21 protein-coding genes and 1 pseudogene are annotated in these 19,254 nt (G+C 51.7%); 21 read left to right on the plus strand and 1 reads right to left on the minus strand.

The features are described 5' to 3' along the window. Window positions 1-147 precede the first annotated feature (147 nt). Window positions 148-939, plus strand: a pseudogene (locus ACPV3A_RS33955) (DUF5704 domain-containing protein); the annotation flags it as partial. 258 nt (window positions 940-1,197) lie between these two features. On the opposite strand, the gene ACPV3A_RS33960 reads toward ACPV3A_RS33955, so the two are convergent. Continuing rightward, window positions 1,198-2,301 (minus strand): YheC/YheD family protein, encoded by a 1,104-nt coding sequence (locus ACPV3A_RS33960; RefSeq protein WP_426204191.1) that lies wholly within the window; start codon window positions 2,299-2,301, stop codon window positions 1,198-1,200. 292 nt (window positions 2,302-2,593) lie between these two features. On the opposite strand from ACPV3A_RS33960, the gene ACPV3A_RS33965 reads away from it, so the two are divergent. From ACPV3A_RS33965 to ACPV3A_RS34060, 20 genes are all read left to right on the plus strand, one after another. Beyond that, a complete protein-coding gene (locus ACPV3A_RS33965) occupies window positions 2,594-3,739 on the plus strand; it encodes a glycosyltransferase family 4 protein (protein WP_426204193.1) in 1,146 nt (381 codons plus the stop codon). An 82-nt stretch (window positions 3,740-3,821) separates the two neighbouring features. Next, window positions 3,822-4,382 carry a WIAG-tail domain gene (locus ACPV3A_RS33970; RefSeq protein ID WP_339295839.1) on the plus strand — a complete coding sequence of 187 codons (561 nt, stop codon included), beginning with the start codon at window positions 3,822-3,824 and terminating at the stop codon, window positions 4,380-4,382. 178 nt (window positions 4,383-4,560) lie between these two features. Next, entirely contained in the window at window positions 4,561-5,418 is an 858-nt protein-coding gene (locus ACPV3A_RS33975) for a glycosyltransferase family 2 protein (protein ID WP_194541423.1), read from the plus strand. 145 nt (window positions 5,419-5,563) lie between these two features. Beyond that, a complete protein-coding gene (locus ACPV3A_RS33980) occupies window positions 5,564-6,070 on the plus strand; it encodes a glycosyltransferase family 2 protein (protein WP_426204195.1) in 507 nt (168 codons plus the stop codon). After that, window positions 6,036-6,446 (plus strand): hypothetical protein, encoded by a 411-nt coding sequence (locus tag ACPV3A_RS33985; RefSeq protein ID WP_426204197.1) that lies wholly within the window; start codon window positions 6,036-6,038, stop codon window positions 6,444-6,446. The genes ACPV3A_RS33980 and ACPV3A_RS33985 overlap by 35 nt, the downstream gene beginning before the upstream one ends. Continuing rightward, a complete protein-coding gene (locus ACPV3A_RS33990) occupies window positions 6,443-7,204 on the plus strand; it encodes a glycosyltransferase family 2 protein (protein ID WP_426204199.1) in 762 nt (253 codons plus the stop codon). The genes ACPV3A_RS33985 and ACPV3A_RS33990 overlap by 4 nt, the downstream gene beginning before the upstream one ends. Then, a complete protein-coding gene (locus tag ACPV3A_RS33995) occupies window positions 7,201-7,932 on the plus strand; it encodes a sugar phosphate nucleotidyltransferase (protein WP_194541426.1) in 732 nt (243 codons plus the stop codon). Before ACPV3A_RS33990 ends, ACPV3A_RS33995 begins: the two co-directional genes overlap by 4 nt. Continuing rightward, a complete protein-coding gene (locus ACPV3A_RS34000) occupies window positions 7,929-8,660 on the plus strand; it encodes a glycosyltransferase family A protein (RefSeq protein WP_426204201.1) in 732 nt (243 codons plus the stop codon). Before ACPV3A_RS33995 ends, ACPV3A_RS34000 begins: the two co-directional genes overlap by 4 nt. Window positions 8,661-8,731: 71 nt before the next feature. Continuing rightward, window positions 8,732-9,022 (plus strand): nucleoside-diphosphate sugar epimerase, encoded by a 291-nt coding sequence (locus tag ACPV3A_RS34005; protein WP_071223480.1) that lies wholly within the window; start codon window positions 8,732-8,734, stop codon window positions 9,020-9,022. Between the two features lie 32 nt (window positions 9,023-9,054). Next, the gene (locus ACPV3A_RS34010; protein ID WP_426204203.1) at window positions 9,055-9,366 is read left to right on the plus strand and encodes a hypothetical protein; all 312 of its coding nucleotides are present in this window, start codon (window positions 9,055-9,057) and stop codon (window positions 9,364-9,366) included. After that, window positions 9,366-9,680, plus strand: coding sequence for a hypothetical protein (locus tag ACPV3A_RS34015; RefSeq protein ID WP_426204205.1), 315 nt, complete (start codon window positions 9,366-9,368; stop codon window positions 9,678-9,680). Before ACPV3A_RS34010 ends, ACPV3A_RS34015 begins: the two co-directional genes overlap by 1 nt. Before the next feature lie 7 nt (window positions 9,681-9,687). After that, a complete protein-coding gene (locus ACPV3A_RS34020; RefSeq protein ID WP_074961975.1) occupies window positions 9,688-9,996 on the plus strand; it encodes a hypothetical protein in 309 nt (102 codons plus the stop codon). A gap of 203 nt (window positions 9,997-10,199) precedes the next feature. Beyond that, window positions 10,200-11,291: a CgeB family protein gene (locus ACPV3A_RS34025; protein ID WP_426204207.1), complete on the plus strand. Its 1,092-nt coding sequence runs from the start codon at window positions 10,200-10,202 to the stop codon at window positions 11,289-11,291. Window positions 11,292-11,340: 49 nt separating this feature from the next. Further along, the gene (locus ACPV3A_RS34030) at window positions 11,341-12,465 is read left to right on the plus strand and encodes a CgeB family protein (RefSeq protein WP_426204209.1); all 1,125 of its coding nucleotides are present in this window, start codon (window positions 11,341-11,343) and stop codon (window positions 12,463-12,465) included. A 149-nt stretch (window positions 12,466-12,614) separates the two neighbouring features. Further along, entirely contained in the window at window positions 12,615-14,018 is a 1,404-nt protein-coding gene (locus ACPV3A_RS34035) for a glycosyltransferase family 4 protein (RefSeq protein WP_426204211.1), read from the plus strand. Between the two features lie 154 nt (window positions 14,019-14,172). Continuing rightward, on the plus strand, window positions 14,173-15,267 hold the full coding sequence (gene wecB, locus ACPV3A_RS34040) for a non-hydrolyzing UDP-N-acetylglucosamine 2-epimerase (protein WP_194541430.1): 1,095 nt from the start codon (window positions 14,173-14,175) through the stop codon (window positions 15,265-15,267). Beyond that, window positions 15,257-16,243, plus strand: a complete 987-nt coding sequence (locus tag ACPV3A_RS34045; RefSeq protein WP_071223473.1) for a polysaccharide biosynthesis protein — start codon at window positions 15,257-15,259, stop codon at window positions 16,241-16,243. Before wecB ends, ACPV3A_RS34045 begins: the two co-directional genes overlap by 11 nt. Further along, the gene (locus tag ACPV3A_RS34050; RefSeq protein WP_071223472.1) at window positions 16,240-17,067 is read left to right on the plus strand and encodes an SDR family oxidoreductase; all 828 of its coding nucleotides are present in this window, start codon (window positions 16,240-16,242) and stop codon (window positions 17,065-17,067) included. Before ACPV3A_RS34045 ends, ACPV3A_RS34050 begins: the two co-directional genes overlap by 4 nt. After that, window positions 17,049-18,008 carry an NAD-dependent epimerase/dehydratase family protein gene (locus ACPV3A_RS34055; RefSeq protein ID WP_194541431.1) on the plus strand — a complete coding sequence of 320 codons (960 nt, stop codon included), beginning with the start codon at window positions 17,049-17,051 and terminating at the stop codon, window positions 18,006-18,008. The genes ACPV3A_RS34050 and ACPV3A_RS34055 overlap by 19 nt, the downstream gene beginning before the upstream one ends. A gap of 176 nt (window positions 18,009-18,184) precedes the next feature. Beyond that, on the plus strand, window positions 18,185-19,249 hold the full coding sequence (locus ACPV3A_RS34060) for a YhcN/YlaJ family sporulation lipoprotein (protein ID WP_426204215.1): 1,065 nt from the start codon (window positions 18,185-18,187) through the stop codon (window positions 19,247-19,249). The last annotated feature ends 5 nt before the right edge of the window (window positions 19,250-19,254 follow it).

Below are 19,254 nucleotides of genomic sequence, written 5' to 3' on the forward strand. Positions count from 1 at the left end.
AATCAATCTCTATCGCAAAGCATGTAAACTTGTGAGCATATAACTTTAGCATATAAGGTGGAACGCCGTGTGCGGTGAAAATTGCATGCACGGTGTGGAGGAGGGGAAAAGGTGGAGATAATATCAAACCCTTACCTATTCCAATAATTCGATTTGAAGACGAAGGGCAATATGTTTGGTGTACAAGACGGCATTTCAATTACCCCGAGCTTTTATTTTGTTAATCAGGACGGCAGCGGACGGCAGCCCGTTGATCTGTATTACCACAGCGGAAACCGGAAGTTTATTCGGATCGGTTCCCCGCAGGACACGGAGAAGCGTTATGTCATCCTGAATGACAGGCTGCGCAATGTTCCGCAAGACGAACTGCAGGATACGGCTTCGTATTTGTACAACCGCGGCGGAGCCCCGGCGGGAATGTCCGCGGCAGCCTACATGAAGCAGTACTTGGAGAAGATCAGCAAAAGCAAGACCTGGGTAGGTCGGCTCGACTGGATGCTGCTTCCATACGAAATACGCACACTGATCGGCCCGAAGTCAGGATTGCCAGCCTCCGTTGACACGGAGCGGGCCAACGCGGCTGTACAGCGCTGGTATGGTGAATACAGTCTTCCTGCCGACGTGTATGTGGTGAAGAAAGGGACCGATCTGGCCGCCTATGGGCGGACGAACCGACTGGACGAGAAATCCTCGATTTTTCTCAAAAAAGGGTATATCGTGGTCAATTTCAACATCGAGACGATCCGGGAGGGTAACACGGCCAAACCCCATTTGCAATATATTCATGGCCCACTCATGAATCAATGGCAGCTTGAAGGATACAGCCGCACGTATAACGATCCGTATGGTAAGCGGTTTTCTCTGATGGATGGGGATGTCATATTCTATCATGCCGATCAGTCCAGCAAAGGGGATTTTAAATCTCAGGTACCTCATTAAAGTGTTCACCTGACCTCCTTATAATAAAGAGGATGATCCCTAATCCTTACCCGTAACAACACCAAAACAGCCACGCCTGAGTATTTCTCAAAGGCGGTGGCTGTTTTTGGGTTGCGCTCGCAGTGCTTGCAATGAAAAAGCTCTGTTGATTCACGGCTGCATTGTTTACATGGGATTAGGTTTCGATACAGACAAGGAGCGATGTATCCCGTATCGGGATTAAACCGTAAGCGTCATCGCCAACGCATTCGGCTTATCTCAATACGAGGGCCAGGCATCGTTATCGTAGAGATGGCGGACAAAAGCCATTGGATTCCGATACGAGTTCTTCCACGCCTCTCCCATGCCAGCCTCCAGGAAACCATACCGTTGATCGCAGCCGTTGCACTCAATGAAATAGAGCCTTCCATCTTCGGTGATACCGATGTCCAGTCCAAAATCGGCAGCAAACGGAATAAACAGGGACAGGATGCGGGCGATATGCAGGGAAAATTCCGCAATACGCTCAAGGGTTTCTCCAACAGGGGCATTCGGCATACAGCGGGTTAGAATGTCCGGTACCTGATAGGCGGAGCCCCCCTGCGCGATGTTGGAGACAAAGGTTTGAGGCGGCGAGGTTTTGGCGAACATGCCCGCGATTTCCCAGCTGCCGCTGCCCCCCCGCTGCACGGTGACCCTGATGTCAAAGGGACGCCCCCTGTATTCTGCCAGCGGAATGCGCTCCTGTGCCAGAAAGGGCGCACGTCTGATTCTCTGGTAGATTAACGGATGAAGCTTGCCCTCGGCCAATGTTACTGTTCTCCATCCTTTAGCCGAAGGGGAGGAGCGGGAATACGTCAACTGGCTGTGTCCGGCGCTGCTTTTTAGCCGCATGATGCCGATGCCGATGCTGCCGCTGCATGGTTTTAAGACGAGGTCACCATGTTGGCTTAACATGGATCGAATGGAGACGGGCGTAGCCTTTACCGTATGCGGTAAGGCATTCGTTAATCCCGGATCCTGTTCCAGCATATGGTGTATCGTATCCTTGCCGTAGCGCGTACGGCCGTTAAACACAAAGATTCCTTGTTTGATCAGATCGTCGATCCGCTTGAGTTCACGTCGGTTGTGGTAGATGGCACGCATATGGATGGCGCGCGGAATGGGAATGTGGACACGGCGGTACCCGGATGGAATGGGTGTATATCCTGTCACCTTTCCGGTATCCAATGAAATATGATGAATGGTAAAAAAACAAGGAACCAGCCCGTACATGGCAGCGGCTTCTTCATAGTTAGCCAGTGATTCAGTGCCGATTCTCCCGCTGGAAATTCTGCGATACGTGTTGTTGTTGAGCAGAATGCCGACAAATTCCGGATGCATGGTCATCCTCCTTGTTACCACAGATCATGGAGTCTTTGTACCACATCGTATGCAGGAGGAAGTTTGTCCCGGGTGGACGGGTGTCGCCCGTGGTTGGCCTATTCTTTATCGAAAGATTAGTCACCAATAGACCCTGATTCGGTATATGTTAAGGTATCCGGCCATACACATGACAGGGATGCGCTTTTTTGAATTAGGGCAATGAAACACTGCTGGTATCAAGGGGATGGGTACCTATGATATATCAGTAGGGGTTTTTCATATAGATAAGTTGTGAGAAGGGTGTGGAGTTATGGGTTTGCGGAAGGTGGCCGTTGTGACGCCGGGATCCTTTGTGATTCCTTCGGGGAGGAGCAGCTCTGTCGAGCGTGTAGTGGAGCAGACCATTCCATTGGTTCAGGGAGCCATGGATGTGCGCATATTTGGAGTGCTTGGAAAAGGACTCCCTTCAAAAGACACGATCAACGGCGTTCCGTGTTACCGCCTGCCATCGGGAGCGAATTATTATCCTTCCCTGCTGCGGAGGCTTCAGAAATGGAGACCGGATATTATCGAAGTACACAATCGCCCGCTGTTAGCTCAGCGTCTGAAGATGCATCTCCCGGATGTAAAGACTGTACTTAATCTCCATTCCAATACCTTTATATCGCCTCCGTATATGAGCGAGCAGCGGTTTGGAAACATCGCCAGGTGGATGGACGGCATCGTGGTGAACAGCCGTTTTTTGCTGGAAGATATCACGATAAGGCATCCAGAGCTGTCGGATAAAATTACGATCAATCATCTTGGAGTCAGTCTGGAGCATTTTACCCCGCCCTTCAGCCCGGCAGCCAAGGCATTGCGGGAAGCCCGACTTGCTCATTACGGATGGAACGGGCGGCGCATCATCCTGTTTGCCGGACGACTTATTCCGGATAAAGGCGTTCACCATTTGCTGGAAGCACTGCCGCAGATCATCGATAAGCATCCGGATGTACTGCTGCTCATTATCGGGAGCGCCGGATACGGATCGGACCGGGAAACTGCCTATGTGCGGGAATTGAAAAAAGCTGCAAGACCCTACCAGCATTGGGTAAACTTTCGCCCCTTTGTGCCATACCCGGCTATTGCGGATTGGTATTCGCTTGCAGACATCGTGGTTGTTCCGTCTGCACCCAGAGAGGCGTTTGGCCTCGTGAATGTGGAAGCTATGGCAGCAGGCGTGCCGGTCATCGCTTCAAGTGCCGGAGGAATTCCGGAAATTGTGGAAAACGGAGTGACGGGATATTTGGTGCAAAGCGATGATTTTCCAGCCGGACTTGCGCAGCAAATTAACAATCTGCTGCAGGACGAAAATCTTCGCAGACAGATCGGAATGGCCGGTCGCGAAACGGTGCGGCAGCGCTTCAGATGGGGCCATACGGCCGAGCGCTGGGTTCATTTGATGCAGACCATCTGAGGATAACCGATGGAACAGTGGCAGGCGCCCCCCTTGCCGAATAGGATGAAGTAACGATTAGAAGCAGAGGAGAGAGCCGACAGTGAACAAAGCCAGAAGGATCACCAGGGGAAGAGGGAAGAGACCGTACCGGCGATATCCTGGCCGTCTCAAGACATCCGCGTACAGAACGGGCATTGATCGTGGCGGTACGGCCGAGTATGAATTGGCCGATGATACGATTGACGCGGCTCATCTTCGACATCGCAGTGTGAGAAGCGAGGCGATTGAAGACTATTCTGTATATAGCATTCACTTATCCCCTGAATCGATTACTTCCTCTAAAATTGCGAGCCATTCGGTGGGCTTGGCGCATTTGAGCTTTAATCCGGTACAAGGGATGCCTGACAGGCCGTTAATGCAGCAGTTCGGCGATATGCCGTTCATGTTTCCCGAAGGCGTCGACACCATCGATGTTGCCATTTCGCTCCACTCCCCTTATGCCGATGGAAATTATGTCATGGTGGTATCATGCAGCGACCCCGGGTTTCAAGCGGGGGTCAAGTCACGGAATGAGCTTCAGGCGATGGTCGGCATCACAAGGTCCGCAGGCAATCCGCATGCAGCCGGATGGTTATCATGGATAGCAATAGGCGGGCAATAGAATCGTACAAAAAGGGCAGGGAGTTTACTCCCCGCCCTTTTTGTATGTACAGATAGCGGATGGGGATAAGCGTTGGGGCGTAACCGTACATATGCCGTTACGATGAAGAAGAGCAAACATACAATAGGATAGATTGCCAAGGAGCAAGTGACCGTTACAAGGGAGGAGGAGTGCAAGTATGCGCAAAATGCAGCGGTTAAGGCCCCGAAGAAGGCCGGTTTCTCGGCGTCCTTCCAGGGAATCGTTGCAGCCACCCGCTATTCCTACCACCTACCGTCCTATGGAGCCACAGATCCCACGGGAGAATCACCCCCATCCTTGCGTGTCTGTCATTATTCCCGCTATGAATGAAGCCGGTAAGATTTCCGCGGTCATAGCAGAAGCGCGGGCGGTTCATCCCGAAACCGAGGTAATCGTTGTTGCGAACGGGTGTAAGGATCAGACCGCAGCTGTCGCAGAACGGATGGGAGCCAAGGTGTTGTCTTTTGCGGAGCCGCTGGGACACGATGTGGGACGAAGTGTGGGCGCAGAAGCAGCTAAAGGACGAATTCTTCTTTTTACAGACAGCGATATGGTTATTCCTTCCGGTGAGTTAAGGCCTTTCGTGCAGGCGGTTCAATCCGGCGTTGATGTGGCCTTGAACGATTATACCGGTCCTATCGATCGGCAGCCGGTTCACCGGGTTATTCTTGCGAAATATACATTAAATTCGATGCTGGGAAGATCTGATTTGCGGGGCGCGTCCATGACAGCTGTACCGCATGCCTTAAGCCGTCGGGCGCTGGAGACAATCGGTGCAAGTGAGCTGTCCATTCCGCCGAAAGCGCAAGCGGCTGCGGTGAACCGGGGGCTGCGTGTAGAGGCGGTCTATCGCGTGGAGGTTGGACGCTTGAATCCCGGTCGAATCCCGGGCAGAGATCCGCTGGAAATGCTGGTGCTTGGCGATCATTTGGAAGCACTGGAAGCAGTGATTGCAGAGCGTGGTATCCGGGGCGGATATCACGATGGTGGACGAAGACGGAGCGTGGTGAGGTGAGCACGTGCAAAAACGGATTCATAAAAAAATAAGTCGATCAGGATCTAAAGGCCGAAGACGTTTAAGGAAAGGTTCCTCACGGGTGGTGGCATACCGTTTAACACGGAGCAGCCGTTGGGAACGGCTCGCGCTGAGTGCGGGAGGTATGTCCGGGAGAAGACGAGGAGCCGCCTCCAAAAGGGATGCATCCATGGCCTTGGGTCAATGGCTGGCTTCCAGCGGAATCCCCCAGCACCAACTTTATCACGTTCTGCCGGGGGTAGCGGAAGCGTTCCGACGAGGATACGCCAGAGGGTCCAGGCAGTCGATTCCGGCACCGCTGCTGCCGCCTTTGAACGGGCGTGCTTCCGTTATCGTGTCCGCCTGCAACGAAGCGGGTTCCATTCCGATGGTGCTGCGAGAGCTAAAGCGGCTTCCGTTTCATGAAATCATCGTTGTCGAGAATGGGAGCCATGATCATACCTACGCGGCAGCGCGTGCATTTGAAGGGGTTACGGTGATCCACATTCCCGAGCGGCTGGGGCATGATGTGGCCCGTGCTTTGGGAGCGAAGATGAGCACCGGGGACATCGTTCTGTTCATGGATGGGGATATGCCGGTGCCTGCGGAGAAGCTGCATGCCATTGCTGCCGGAATTTGGCCGCCAAGATGAAGTTACCCGCTGCAAAACATTTCTCAACCGCATGCTGGGACGTGACGATCTGGAGGCCAATTCGCTAACTGCTGTTCCCCATGCGATGACAAGGCAGGCGCTGGAGAGTATCGGTTATGCGAATCTTTCAGTCCCTCCCAGAGCCCAGACGTTGGCCATAAGACAGGGGCTTCGGATTGAAGCGGTACAGACCGTGGATGTTTTGAGCGTAAACCGGCGAAGGAAGACGAATCGCGGCAAGGACAATCCAGTGGCAAAGCTGATCATTGGCGATCATATCGAAGCCCTGGGAGATACGATGAAAAACCTTGGCGGGCGCCTTCAATGGGGACAGGTGTCACGGACGGAATTAGCTTTACGGAGGAACAGCCTATGAGCGGACTAACGAGTATTATTATTCCCACGTATAACGGACTGCATCTGCTCCGTACCTGTGTGGAGCATATCCGGGAATATACCGATGTCCCCTACGAGATTATTGTGGTGGACAATGGCTCGCGGGATGGAACCGGTGAATATTGTGTACGGGAAGGGCTTTTGCTTGTCTCGCTGCCGGAAAACACCGGTTTCCCCATCGCGTGTAACCATGGTCTCCGGTTGGCATTGGGAGATCAATTATTGCTGCTGAACAATGATGTTTTTGTTTCGCCGCGGTGGCTGACGTTATTGCAAGAAGCGTTATACAGCCAGGAAGAGATCGGGGTCGTGGGGCCTGTAACGAATTACGCAAGCGGTATTCAGCAGGTAAAGGTAGATTATACGGACAGAGCAGGCTACATCCAGGAGGCAGAACGCTGGAATGTACCGAATGCGGCGCTGTGGCACGAAGTGAATCGTATCGTGGGGTTATGCTATTTGTTTAAGCGCACGGTCATGGATCGGGTGGGATACCTGGATGAGATGTTCTCGCCCGGACACTATGAGGATGATGATTACTGCTATCGCGCTCGCCTTGCAGGGTTCAAGCTGGTGGTGGCAGGGAATGTGCTGGTGCACCATGAAGGGAGTGCAAGCTTCCGAACCCGGTTCCCGAGCGGATTCCAGGAGTTGATTGAACGAAACCGAAGACGGTTTGTAGAGAAGTGGAATGTAGATCCATTACAATTCATCGAGGAGAGAGGTGACGCATCATGAAGGGCGTATTGCTGGCAGGGGGGAACGGCACCCGACTACTTCCGCTGACGAAATATATGAATAAGCACCTGCTTCCGGTAGGAAAGCATCCGATGATTGCATATGGAATCCACAAGCTGCATCAGGCGGGCATCGATGACATTTTATTGATTACCGGCTCCAAATCGGTTGGCCTGTACGCCGAATATTTGGAGAACGGACGGAGCTTTGGTGTTAATTTGACCTATAAGGTGCAGGAGCAGGCAGGCGGAATTGCGGAGGCGTTGGAGCTGGCGAAAGGATTTATACCTCACGGTGAAAAATTCGTTGTTCTGCTGGGGGATAACCTGTTTCAGGATGATTTAAAGCCGTTCATTCAGCATTATGTACAGCAGCCTTCCGGTACGGCTATGGTACTGCTTAGTCCTACGGATAGCCCCCATCGGTATGGCGTGCCTGTATTTGCGGAGGATGGCAGCGGGAAATTGCTTTTCATTGAGGAAAAACCCGTAAATCCCCGGAGCCGTCATGCGGTGACGGGAATATATATGTATGACCATAGCGTATTTGACATCATCAGCCGAATTAGTCCTTCAGAACGAGGAGAATTGGAGATTACCGATGTCAACAATCTGTATGCAGCCAACGGGACATTAATGTATGACATTCTGCAGCAGTGGTGGTGCGATGCAGGCACTTTTGAATCGTTGCAGGAGGCTGCTGTGCATATGAAGGATGAATTGCCATGAAAAAACGGCGTGCAGTGCGGGCTGCAGTCCATACCGGAGAGCAGCGAGAGGGGGGAGCATCGGGCGAGCATTACCGAGCCGGTTATGAGGCCGGTTATGCTCTCGGGCTAAGGCTTGGGCAGGAGGACCGGGGCAGCGTGTTCGAAGGAACGAGCATTATTATCCCTGCGGATTCTCAGCATGATGCAGCGATTCAAGTCATACAGCATATTGAGACAATGACTCCCCATCTCTATGAGGTGCTTGTTGCCGATGCTGGCGCCACAGCGAATACGAGGCGGTATATTCATGATCGAAGAGGAGTCGTGCGTCACATCAAGGGGAATAGTGGAGATCATCTAGCCCGCGTAGTGAATAAGGCGATTTCAGCTTCACTTGGCGAGTATATCGCCATATTGGCCAACGATCCTCCACATATGGATAACTGGCTTGGGGTTCTGATGTGCGAGTTTGAGCGTGAGCCTGGTATAAAAATGGTCTACGCCAGTTCTGCAGCAACGGGTTTAGGAGCTGCATTAGTGGATGAGGAGAAGTCAGCTATGCCGAGTTCCTCGCCCAGTCCATTGAGCTGTTTGCTGTTCAGACGTTCGCTCCCGGCAGAGATCGGAATGTGGACGGAAGAGATCCTTTCCGCGGAAGACCATATGCACAGATGGCTTGAACGGATACCCGCGGAACAGAGATTACAGATAGAGGCATCATCGCTATTTGCAAGCGGGAAGATATGATTTGATTGTTGCACGGAGAATCCGTTTTCCGCATATGCTGAACTGATAGAAGAGTGAAGGGGAGTACCGACGTGGAGAGCAAAATCGATGATATGATAGCGCATCTTTCGCATTCTCAACAGCAGCTGGCCCGGATTTTGGAAGCTCAGCGCCATGCTGCTGTTCGCATGGCTCAAATTATACATTCTCTTCCTGAATATGAATTTCAGCTTGCAGAAGGACCGAAATCATCAGGAGGACAGACGACCCAAATCAATCGCAGCATCGTGTCTTATTTGAATGCCATGGCGGATCTGCAGCAAACCGCAGCGGATAGCCTGGAGATCGTGTTAAAGGAAATGAGAGACCAAGAGGAAGAATAACCCGGTAATCTTACCGGATGACAGAGGCGGGAATGCAGGTGAGCAAAGAAGAGTCTTTGATGCGAATGCTGGAAGCAGCCGTAGCCATTCAGCGCGAGACCTCTCTGATCCTGGAAGGGAAGGCTGTCGAAGCTGAAAAAGTTCGCGAGTGGGTGCTTTCGCAGGATCCCTCTGCCGGCGGATTGAAGGATTCGCTGGTGATGCATGAGCAAATCGTGGAGCAGATTGAAGGACTGACCCGAATCGGATCAGGGCTCTGCCGGAATCTGCGTGTGGCTTTAGGTACCGATGATCAGGCGTCAAGCGGAGGTTTTGATGAATTTGATTTTGGAGATTCGGATTGATGATTACACGCACCCACCGGGAACATGAAGCAAGGGTAGCCATGATATCATCTATCGCCAGAAGCCAGGAGGCATTAGCCGGCATTTTGGAGAATATCGCCGAAGTCTCGGCCCATTCCGACGTGACTGCGAAAAAGCTTGCTGAGAATATCCGGCTATTAACCGGTTACCAGTCGGTAATGACGGAGATGCTGACAGGCATACCGCTGAACCGAACGAAACGGGGGTCTCCTTCTTCCCCATGGCTTGCAACCGGAAGGATTGCAAGCCACGGTACAGCAGACCAGGAACAAACCACGCACTTGGGAGGTTAATGACAGGATGAAAGTAAAAATAAAGGGCTTGCGAAAGAGCGGACGTGCACGTCGTGCCGGCAGCAAGAGATTGTCCTTGGCTGTAAGACGCTTAAAGATTGTTAAAGGTGCAAGACGGCGTCGTGGCGGAAACTTGAGTTTGCGTAAACGCCGCGGGATTCGAGGCCGCTATCGTTTACGAAGAGGAGGGCGCGTTTTCTATCCCGCCTCATCCCAGGCGTATAACCAAGGTTATAGTCAGGCATATGACGAAGGATTTAAATCGGGATTTGCGAAGGGTTATGAAGACGGGCAAATTCCTCCTGCACCTGTATGAAGGCGGACAGGGCGGCTCTCACGGAAGGTTTCGAATCCGTGAAGGACCGCTCTTTTTTTATTTTCACTTGCCGTTTCCAAGGGGGCGATACGTAAGGGCATACGCCAAATTCCCGGTTCAAGGGACAATCGTCCATGATGCATTCGTCCTCTTGGCATATAGTTATATGAACCTTTGTAAATCCCATAAGAGACAGGGTGAAGATGGTGAGCTTATCGTTTCTTACAGGTCAGAAGGAGGGCTACCAGGCAGGTTACAGTGAAGGTTACCGTTTGGGGGGGTGCCGTGCGCTGATGGAACGTATTCCAGTCGAGCCCTCGCCATATTTTAATCTGAAAATTCTGTATGTCCCTCAAGGATTTGAGTCCATTGATGAAGGGGTAGTCAAGGGACTTGGCCGAATCGTTCGGGAATGTATCGTGGTGACGCCGGAACAAGTGGTGGAGGTAGCGCTGCAGGAAAAGCCGGATATCATTCTGGTGATGAACGGCTTGCACGTATTTCCGGAGGGTTTTCGCCATTCCATGAATCAGCTCCGGAACCTCGGCTTCCGGACGGCCATTTGGTTTGTGGATGACCCTTATTTTACGGAGGAGACGCCGGGATTGGCACAGCATTTTGATGTTGTGTTCACGCATGAGCTGAGCTGTGTTTCATTGTATCAAAGCGTCGGGGTGAAGGAAGTGCATTATCTTCCGCTTGGCGTTCATCCGGAACTATTCACCCCTACGATGGCAGGGCCGGCATATCGTTCTGACATTTGTTTCATCGGGAACGCGTTCCGCAACCGTGCGGCACTGTTTGATGAATTGGCCCCGTTCTTGAAAGGGAAGCAGGTTCGTATTATCGGAGGCTACTGGGAACGACTTGCCCGTTATAAAGAACTCTCCCCGTTTGTGTACAGCGGCTTCATTCCGCCTGCTGAAACCGTGAAATTCTACAACGGCGCCAAAATTGTGATCAACCTGCACCGGCCCACACAAAGCGGTGACGATAACCGCAACAGCCTGAATTATCCGGGACGTTCGATCAACCCGCGCACCTTTGAGATCAATGCTTGCGGCACGCTGCAGATCACGGATATCCGTGAGGATCTGAGCCAGTATTATACGCCAGGAATCGACATCGAAACCTTTGGCTCCGTTCCGGAATTGAAACATAAGATTTCCTATTATCTCTCTCAAGAGGATCAGCGCAGAAGTATAGCGCAGCGGGCGCTTCAGACAACGATGACAAGACATACGTATGTTCACCGACTGCCGGAACTTCTGACTTTGATCGAAGCCAATCGATAGGACGGACTTTGTTTTTCGTTCAAGCAAATATCAGGGAGGAGCGAAGCGGATGGCTAGAAGTTTAGTTACAGGACCACGTCGGTCCGCCGTATCCGATGCATACGGGCAAGGCAGGAATGCCGGTCTTCAAGCGGGATACGATGAAGGGTACTTCCGGGGGAAATCACAAGGCATCGTCAACCGGATTGTATACACCCCGCCTGTGCGGGATATCCATGTCTTGTTTGTCAGCTCGGGAAAAGGGTYTCCCTATTCGCCGATTGACGAGGCGATTATCGGCACGCTGCATGGCATGGTACGTCAGCTTTCGCTGACGGATGCGAAGCAGGATGTAGCAGCGGAAGCAAGCCGCACCAGGCCGGATCTAGTGCTGGTGCTGGACGGCATGTATCTTCCTGTGGAACAGATGGATGCCGTTCGGGCCATGGGGATTCGGACAGCCGTATGGATGACCGACGATCCGTATTATACCGATATGACCATAGGCTGGATTCATCACTATGATTATGTGTTTACGCTGGAGTTTAACTGTGTGGCCCATTATCAGAACTTGGGCTGCGCTCAGGTTCATTATTTGCCATTCGCTGCATTTCCCGGCCATTATCGTCCGATCGTCAAACCTGAAGCGGCAACCCGCGATATCAGTTTTGTCGGTACAGCCTACCCGAAGCGGATTCAGTTCTTTGAGCCCATTATGGATCAACTGATGGTGCACCGTACATTTATTAACGGAAATTGGTGGGAACGGTTCCCTGGGTATGGGCGATATAACAACCGAATCGAGATTAACAAGTGGATGGGCCCCGCGGAAACGGCAGACGTATACAACAGTGCCAAGATTATCATCAATCTGCACCGTGCGGTAGATGACGACGACATTAATCAAAATAGAGGTCATATTCCTGCGGCTTCCCCAAACCCTCGTACGTTTGAGATCAGTGCCTGCGGTACGCTTCAACTCTGTGATGAGCGCGCGGACCTGGCACGCTTTTACACGCCGGGTGTGGAGATTGAGACATACCGATCGCCTGGTGAACTGCTGGAGAAGATTGAATATTACCTTACGAATGACCAACTGCGTAAAGATATCGCCCATCGTGCGCTGGAGCGAACGTTTCAGGAGCATACCTATGCACATCGGCTGAACACGATGTTCTCGGTCATCTTCCCTTGATCGATATTCAGAAATAGATGAATGTTGGGGGAACAAGCGTCGTTGCGGTATCTTTGTCTCCCTAATATATTGTACCAACTGGGTGAAAAGGAGGTGGATCGCATCCGGTACTGCGAGAATCACGGTTACTGAAGATGCGGACGATACCGATGGCCCTTAAACCGAAAATGTTGATTTTTTCACACGTATCCAATCCTTCAAGCATTACGGGAGCGGAAAAGCTGCTTCTGTTCTTCTGCGGGCAGTTAGCTCCATACTTCGATTGTGTTCTGGTTGCACCGAATGAAGGCCGGCTGACCATGCTGGCCAGACAATCCGGAATTATGGTCAAAATCTACAAAATCCCATTACTCCACAGTATCTATACACCTGGTGCCCATCTTATGAACGAAGCGGATAAGTTAATGACAACACCTGTATTCCGTGCCTTGACAAAATGGATAGCAAATGAAGGACCTCAGGTGATCCTTACCAATACCTGCGTGCATTTTATGCCGGCGGCTGCCGGAAAACGACTCGGGATTCCCGTGATGTGGCAGCTGACAGAAAAAATTACGGATAACGGGTATGCCCATTTCTCCACTTCGTTAATCCATCAGTACAGCAGTTGGATCATCAGTATTTCCGAATCGGTAGCCGAGAGCTTCCCGCCGGAAGTGAGGCAGTCGAAGATGACGGTTCTTCCTCCATCCTGGAGCGAGTCTGACATTCAGCCGGAAGCATGGCCGGGATGGAGGGCCTCCTACCGGGAGAAGCTTGGGATCACATCGAACAGACCCGTAATTGGGATGATCTCGTCGTTTCTGATCGAGAGCAAAGGGGTCCATCATTTTATCGACATGGCGCTTTCGCTCAAGGATGCCTATCCGGACGCGGTCTTCCTCATTGTTGGCAGCGTGCTGGACCTGGACTATGAGAGATTGTGCCGCGATCGGATTGCTTGGTCCGGAGCTCAGCACCGATTCATATTCGCCGGTACCCAGGATGATATTACTCAGGTGTACTGTGCACTCGATGTTGTTGTTGTACCGAGCGTGGTACCGGAGGGATTCGGGTTGACGGCACTGGAGGGCCTGATGTACGGAAAACCGGTTGTTGCCTATGCCTCAGGAGGACTCCAGGAAGTGTTGACAGCTGCCGGCTGTCCGCATCTGCTAGCCGACCCAGGGAGTACGGCCTCTCTGGTGGAGAAAGTAAGGTCCATACTGGATCAGCCGGATCAGGGAGTTTCCTTGGGAATGCAGAACCGGATGCAAGCACAGGCTGTTTATGGTCCTGCGATGTACCAGGTACGAGTGAACGAAATGGTTTCCCGGTGGATGAATGAGCATCCTGAGTGGTTCCAGGCGACGGCAAGAACGGCGAAGCACCGGGCTGCTCCGACGAGACGGCATAAACAGCAGCGTAAGCGGATCCGGAAGAAACGCGGCAAAGCCGGACTGCGCCGAATAATCCCTCGCACGAGAACCAGAAGAACAGAAGGAAAACCGACCAGGCGACGGGCATCAAAGCCTAGACAACGCAGAACGTCCGCAAGGCGACGGAAGGCATAAGACGAGGGGAAAGGCAGAGCGGTCCTCAGGCTTCTGAGACATTGAGAAGCAGATATGCATTCACCTCTGCCTCCTCACGAATACGGGAAGAATGGTCGTGCTGCGGAAAGATCGCCTTCGGATCTGTGATTAACTTGGCAAGGGAGAATCCGATATGAAAGTCATGACAATCTTGGGTACGAGGCCCGAAATTATCCGATTAAGCTTGATCATTCCTCTATTAGACCAGTATGCAACGAGGCATGTGCTCGTGCATACAGGGCAAAATTTCACGAATACCTTAAGCGGGGTGTTCTTCTCGGAGATGGGACTCCGCAGTCCGGATTACGTCCTTCAGGACCGTCAGGCAACGCTCGGAGGCCAGCTGTCGGTCATGTTCAGCCGTATGGAAGAAATCTTGGAGCAGGAGAAGCCCGATACCGTTCTTCTGCTAGGCGATACAAACAGCGCGCTTTGCGCTGTGCTGGCTGAGCGTCTGGGGTATCCCGTGGTGCATATGGAAGCGGGGAACCGCTGCTTTGATCTTGATGTGCCTGAAGAGAAGAACCGCAAAGTCATTGATGCGGTATCCTCTATCAATATGCCTTATACGAACTATAGCAAGAATCATCTGCTTCGCGAGGGTGTGCCGAGTCAGCGTATCGTTCTGACAGGGAACCCGATCTATGAAGTCATGAAGCATTATGAAACTCAGGTCAATCAAAGCCGGATCATGGAGCAGCTGTCCTTGTCGCCTCAGCAATATTTTCTGGTCACGATACACCGCTCCGAGAATGTGGATCGACCTGAGAATTTAAAGGAAATTTTAAATGGGTTAAACGCGGTTGCGGAAACGTTCGGACACCGGCTCATATGCAGCCTTCATCCCCGGACGGCTTCGCGCCTTGAAGGGGCGAAGGAGGTTAGTCTCCATCCGCTCATTGAATTCCACGAGCCGTTTGGCTTTTTTGATTTTGTGAGGCTCGAGAAGGATGCTCTGTGTGCCATCACCGACAGCGGCACGGTACAAGAGGAATGCTGCATCATGCACGTACCCACAGTAACGGTTCGGCGGACGACGGAGCGACCGGAAACTGTGGATTGCGGAAGTAACATCGTATCCGGCTTGAGTGCCGACCGGATCCATGGAGCGGTCAAATTGATGACTCAATTGAGTCGCGACTGGAAGTGCCCGGACGGATACTTGGCGGACAATGTGTCGCGTACCGTCGTAAAATATGTGCTTGGAGGGAAAGTGAATGTTCACTAATCAACGGATTTTGGTGACTGGCGGCACAGGCTCTTGGGGACATGAACTGATCAGCCAGCTACTGCCGCTAAATCCTAAGCAGGTCATCGTCTATTCCAGAAGCGAGGCTACGCAAGTGGCCATGGACCGTGAGTTTGAAGATCCGAGACTCACTTTCCGAATTGGGGACATCCGCGACAAGGAAGCTCTTACGGCAGCCTGCCAGGATGTCGATTACGTCTTTCATCTTGCGGCGCTGAAACATGTGCCTGTATGTGAGGAGCATCCCTATGAAGCTCTGAAAACCAATGTAGTAGGCACGCAGCATGTCATTGAAGCAGCCATTGAAAACCAAGTGAAAAAAGTGATATATATTTCAACGGATAAAGCTGCAAATCCATCCAACTTTTACGGCATGACCAAGGCGATTGGCGAAAAGCTGATTGTATATGCTAATCTGTTGAGTAATCACACCAAATTCGTTTGCGTGCGGGGCGGCAATGTTCTCGGAACGAACGGGAGCGTCGTTCATGTATTCAAGAATCAGATTCGGCAAAAGGGACAGATCAGCATCACCGATCACAACATGACCCGTTTCTTCCTGACCTTGAAGGACGCAATCTCCTTGCTCTTCAAAGCGTCGATTGAAAGCATAGGCGGCGAAATCTTCGTTATGACGATGCCGACCTGCCGCATCGTGGATTTGGCGGAAGTGCTTATAGAGGCTTCCGGGCGAAACGACGTCACAGTGGTTGAAACCGGAATTCGACCGGGAGAGAAGATCCATGAAATACTCATGAGTGATTTTGAAAGCCAGACAACCGTTGTTTACGACGACGAATATTTGGTCATATTACCAACTTTAGATATTCCTGATCTGAAGGAACGGTATCAACACCTGCCCAAAGTGTCTTTCAACAGCTTCAGCTCGGAGCATCAATTGATGACGAAGGTCGAAATACGGGATATTCTGCGCCGCGGAGGATTCTTGCCATGAAGATGCTCATTCTCGGGGGAAATGGCATGGCGGGACATATGCTTGTACAGTACTTTCAGTTATCCGGCAAGCATCATGTCTTTTATACGACCCGGGACAGAAGCGATTCACAAGGCCTGGTGCTCGATGTAACCGATATGAGTGCTGTAGAGCATATCGTGAAGGCGGTTGGGCCCGATATCATCATCAACGCCGTAGGCGTCTTGAATCAACGAGCTGAGGAAGACAAGATAAACGCGTATCATATCAACGGTTTTTTACCTCATCGGTTGCGATATTTAGCGAATAGCATTTCAGCCAGACTTATTCATATCAGCACGGATTGCGTGTTTCTGGGGACCAAGGGAGGCTATCGGGAAGATGATCTTCCCGATGGTGTGACTTCCTATGCGGTAACCAAAGCGCTGGGCGAGGTCCAAGACCCGGATCACTTGACGATTCGAACCTCGATCATCGGACCAGAAATTCGGCAGAGCGGAATCGGCCTGTTTAACTGGTTTATGAAGCAGCGAGGCGAGGTTTCCGGCTACCGGGCTGTGCTATGGAACGGTGTTACAACGCTGGAGCTTGCCAAAGCGATCGAATTCTTCATGAACAAGGACGTGGGGGGGCTCATCCATCTCGGACATCCGAATCCGGTAAGCAAATATGAGTTGCTGCTGTTGTTCAAGGACATATGGGGGAAACACGATGTGGTTGTGGTCCCGACCGACGAGTTTGTTCAGGATCGGACGCTGCGCAGCACGCGACTCGATGCAACCTATCCATTTCCGGATTATGCTCAAATGTTAAAGGAGATGTATGAATGGCAGCAGAAACATTAACAAACAAAAAACTGCTGATCACAGGAGCCACAGGTTTTACCGGCTTACATGCTTGTGCTTATTTCGTCCGGCAGGGCTGTACGGTCGTTGCTGCCGGTCGAAATAAGAAAACGCTGGATTCGATACAAGGCGTCATTTCCGCCGAGTGTCACCTGGAGGATCGTGAACAGGTGAATGACCTTATTCGAAATAACCTTCCCGATTATATTTTACATTTAGCCGGAAAAAATTCAGCATCGGAGTCGTGGAAGCATCCTGCTTCATATATGGAGAGTAATGTTATGGGTACCATCTATCTGCTTGAGGCTGTTCGGCAGCACTGTCCGGAGAGTCGCATGGTGATGGTTGGGTCCAGACTAAGCGTAGATCCCGCAAAAGGCGCGGCCGCCGTTCCTCATCCATACAGCCTTAGCAAAACCTTTGCCAGTTGGTCCGCAGCGGCCTGGCACAGCATGTTTAACCAGCATATCGTCCTTGCTGAGCCGTCCAATCTGATTGGCCCTGGAGAATCGACAGGATTCTGCACGCTGCTTGCCCGGTATATTGCAGGCTGTGAAGCGGGTAGGGGCCTGCCGCTATTCCGTATCAGTTCCCGATTCGAATCCAGGGACTTTCTGGACGTTCGGGATGCGGTAGCTGCATACGGCGTACTTCTGAAGAGCGGGTCTTCCGGCATGACGTATCCCATCGATTCGGGGAAAGAGCATACGCTTGGAGAGCTGGCTGAGCGCTTACTGAAGGAGACCGGGACGGCGGTGCCCATCGATTGGGGACCTGAATCCGCCTCGCTTTCGTTGGATTCGTTAAATAAGGGGACCGGGGGGCAGCAAGGGGCCGGGCTCCTCAAAGCGCTGGGATGGAGCCCGCAATACGTCCTGGAGCAATCGCTTGCCGATATTATGGATGACGCCAGAATACAGGTGCAGTCCTCCACTTCATAAGTAAATTGAAATAAAACGCCGATGGATGCTCGTGATCTAATCGGTGTTTTTTTGTCCATAAAATTAGGCTTGATCATCAGTAATCTTCCATGTTAAAACCTTTCAGCATACCACTTCTGCCGCAAGGTCATCCTATACGATGTTAATACACTCATTATAGAGATGGAGGATGAATCTTGATTAAATCCAAGGCCCTCAACCTGACCGTCTCCACGGCATTGCTGCTGAGTATGGCTGCAGTAGCAGGATGCGGAAACGCCAATGACGGCAACACGACACGTACGAACAATGTGGACAGTGGCCGTATCGGTGTGAATTCCGTACGGAACAACCAGAACGTCCGCAGCACGCAGCAGCATGACCTGACCAACCTGAAATACAGCAAAACGCTGTCGAAGAAAGTTTCGGATATCAGTGGTTTAGGTACGGCCCATGTATTCGTGACAAACCGCAATGCGTATGTATCGCTGTCCAGGGATGGCATGAACACGAGCAACATCAACGGTCGTGTGACGGGTATGAGCACTGGAGCAAATCGTGCCACCGACCGTACGCTGACAGGTGCGAACACGACGAATGACAGAAACGGTACCTTTGGCACTTCAGGTACAGGCGCAGTAGGTCTTCTGCGAGGAATGGCAAATGATACAAGACGTGCAGTGGACAATACGACAGGTCTTGGAACCGGCCTTGGCCGTAATGCCGATAACCGCGGCTTCGGCGTAAACGGAACGACAACCAATGGCGGATTTGGCGGCAGCAATTATAATACGTTGAACGGAACACGCACCAATGGACTTATGGGTACTAATGGTACACGGACCAATAACCTTAACGGAACGAATGGTACAACAAATGACACTTTTATGGGAACAGGCATTAACGGCGTTCCTTATGGCACTTACAACAATAATAACATGGGCATGATGAGCAACAATCGTGAAGAGGTACCTCAACATGTACGTCAGGAAATTACGAGCAAAATTCGTAAGACCGCTCCACATATCAGTCAAGTATATGTTTCCACGGATGAGGATTTTTATCAGCATGCCAATCGTTTTGGAACTGACGGTAATGCAGCGAACACGGTTGGAACGCTTACGCGCGATTTCGGCACCTGGATTAACCGTGTGTTCCCACTGAACCTTGGCGGTCGTGACGGCATGAACGATACCCGTGGCAACCTGATGAAGAATGATACGGATGACGGTTGGTTTGGCGGTAATCGGAACAGCCGGTAAAACCT

The sequence above is a fragment of the Paenibacillus sp. Dod16 genome (assembly GCF_049893405.1).
GTDB lineage: Bacteria > Bacillota > Bacilli > Paenibacillales > Paenibacillaceae > Paenibacillus_AQ.